Origin of the sequence: Actinomyces sp. ICM58, assembly GCF_000283035.1 — a bacterium.
Classification (GTDB): Bacteria; Actinomycetota; Actinomycetes; order Actinomycetales; family Actinomycetaceae; genus Pauljensenia.
Map to the genome: position 1 here is coordinate 1 of NZ_ALIY01000018.1, position 2,814 is coordinate 2,814.

At 61.3% G+C, this 2,814-nt stretch carries 2 protein-coding genes and 1 rRNA gene; all 3 read right to left on the minus strand.

Going from position 1 to position 2,814, the window contains the following annotated elements; translation table 11 throughout:
* Positions 1 to 672 precede the first annotated feature (672 nt).
* Positions 673 to 828 (minus strand): hypothetical protein, encoded by a 156-nt coding sequence (locus tag HMPREF1138_RS11360; protein WP_009055438.1) that lies wholly within the window; start codon positions 826 to 828, stop codon positions 673 to 675.
* Complete coding sequence (locus tag HMPREF1138_RS00985) at positions 825 to 2,120, minus strand: threonine/serine ThrE exporter family protein (protein WP_039936366.1); 1,296 nt, start codon at positions 2,118 to 2,120, stop codon at positions 825 to 827. The genes HMPREF1138_RS11360 and HMPREF1138_RS00985 overlap by 4 nt, the downstream gene beginning before the upstream one ends.
* 467 nt (positions 2,121 to 2,587) lie before the next feature.
* A 5S ribosomal RNA gene (gene rrf, locus HMPREF1138_RS00990) occupies positions 2,588 to 2,704 on the minus strand.
* Between the last annotated feature and the right edge of the window lie 110 nt (positions 2,705 to 2,814).

Here is a 2,814-nt window from a genome sequence, read left to right on the forward strand (position 1 = left end):
GGCATAGCATGTGTTGCAACCACCCCTAGAATCTGCCGACACCGCCGCCAAACGGGGGGGGAATTGCATCATTAGAGCCACGACACGCCGGCGACACGCCGACAGGATGCTTCTAATGGTGCAAAACCCCCACCATTACCCCTGGTGTCATGCTCCCTCACTGTCGTCACGCTCTCTCACTGGTGCGGCGCTGCCCGGCGGGACGCCGATAAACGCCAGAAAGGCGTCACCGACAGAACCGTGGCAGGGGAACGGGCGACCAACTCCACAACGGGGCTTGTCCCGATAAGGCAAAACACCCCATCGGTGATCATCCAACCCGTTCTGATCGGGCGCAATGCTCTCGATCAGGTGGAATCTTCCCTCACGGGTCGAATGCCCCCAAACGGGTCGAAAGCTCCCGATCAGGAGTCATCCTCCCGATGGTGCGCATCCTGTCTGAGGCGCTGCGGCGTGAGCGTGCTAGCCCGACACTCCTCCCTTGACGATGCCAGAGACCGAGCCGCGACCAACACGTTGTAACCAATGAACCGGGAGGCACGCCGCATGGCGCCCGGTCACCATGCGACGCCATAAGCGACGCCGGACATCAGGCAGCGCCACAACCCGAACCCCCAACGACACGAGGCCGCGACCGGTTTCCCGGCCACGGCCTCGTCAATGAACGACCAATCAGCGTTGGATGAGCGCGACAAGAACCCGTGTAATCACCGCAGCCGTGCACACGATCGCAATGTTGCGGCCAACGGCGCAAATCTCATCGCGGCTGATCTCGTACTCGAACTCAAACGCCGGCGGCTTGACGCCCGCCTCGATCTCGAACTTCATGCGTCCTCCTCTTCGAACTCCCACAGATTAGGAACCCGCTCCTGCTTCTCCATGAGCCAGTTCTTATCCGTGAGCATACGCGAGAGCGCCAGGCCCATACCAATGGCGACGATCGTAAACAGCACGGTGAAGAGGGCTGCGAGAGCATCGTCGATCTGCTGATTATTCAGGTACGTGAGCGCTCGGTACAAGGGAACACCGGGAATCATGATGACGACGGCGGGCACGGACAGCGTCACGCGCGAGAAACGCGTCCTGCGCGCAACGAACACCGCGAGCAGACCGGCAGCAAGCGCTGCCAAGCCGACGGCAGCCGGAGCAGGCAAGCCCAGCTGCAGGTGCAGGGCGATTCGGGCAGTGTTGATCACGGCGCCGATGATGGCTGCGGTCGCGCACACGCGCTGCGGCGAATTAAAGAGCATCGCGAACCCGTATGCCGCAACGAAACTCGTCAGGAAGCGCAACAGATAGTGCAGCCACGGCGTCAGCTCGACGCCATACTCGGGAGTAACAGACCAACCGAAGGCCGCGGAGATCGCCCAGACCGCGACGCCGGCGGACGCCACGAGCATCGCAACGTACACGAGGCGCCCGATGCCTCCCTCGAAGTCCTGTCGGACCAGGTCGATCAATCCTGTCACAAGCGGGAAGCCAGGCACCAGGAAGAGCAGTGCGGAAATAAAACCGGCCTGGTGGGTCGATTCGATGCCGAGGAACTGCTGAGCTGGAGCCACCAACAGGATATAGATCATCGCAGCAAGAGCACCGCATGCCATCCACACGCCGAAGTGGTTCATGTGACGAACCAGCATCTGACGACGCAGCGCCTGCCCAAAGAACGAGGCCACCGCCACGGCGGAGCACTCGACCCATCCCCCACCGTTGAGGAAAGCGAAGGCCGCACAGGCCAGACCCGATGCGAGCGCGTTAGAGAACCAGTCGTACAGGCCTGGCACCTTCGCGATCCTGTCGAGCTCGTCGGAAACGTCTTCAACGCGAACCGACTTACCGTTCAGCGACGCCACATAGTTGTTGATGCGGTCGATCTTGTCCGCGTTGACGCCCATGAGGCGCTGCTCCGCCAACTCCGTGCGGAAGGTCCCGCTCGCGTAGGCGGTCGTAATGATTTCCGTATACGTGACCTGTGCGCGATGCTCGGAAATACCGACGGCGCGCGCGACGTCCGCCATGGACTTTTTCACGCGATACGCACTCGCGCCAAAGGACAGCAACATCTGTCCGAGACGCAGGACTACCTGGGATTGATGGGCGAGGCGGTCGTGCGCCGCCATGCGCTGGGCGAGAACCTCGTCGCGCCCCCCGTGGCGGTGCGACCCTCGCGGATGTGAAGAAGTGACCATGCCTCTAGCATCCCATGCCAAGAGGCAAAATGTGGGCGACATAAGTCCGTTCGTGTGTCGCACCATAACCAGACGGCCGCAAGCATCCCCCACGCGCACGGTGGACGGTGGTTGCCGGCTTGGACGCGCTGGGGGGTGAGGGGCGGGTCGAGTGGGGTGTAGATGGGTTCAACGAAGGGGTGCTGGGGTTGTGGCAAGTTATTGACGCTTTGTTGATGCGGTAGTTGTTTGTCCAGGACCCTTGGTGTGGTTCGTATTCGATGGCGGATTTGCCGCTGAGGCTGGTGTGTTTGCTGGGTGTGGTTTTGTGTGTGTCGGTCGCTAGGGGTGGTTTTTGCTGTGTGGGATAGCGGAGCGGCCAGGAACCGTTGGGTTCCTGGCCGCTTGCCTGAAGTGTGTTGTGGCGGTGTCCTACTCTCCCACAACCTGTCGGTTGCAGTACCATTGGCGCTGCCGGGCTTAGCTTCCAGGTTCGGAATGTTGCTGGGCGTTTCCCCGGTGCTATGACCACCACAAGACTGGTGTTCAACACCATCCCCCCGCCGTGTGTTGGGGGGGTGTGGGTTGATCGTGATTTGTATAGTGGTTGCGGCAGTGTGTGCACTCATGTTTTTGTTTCACCCGC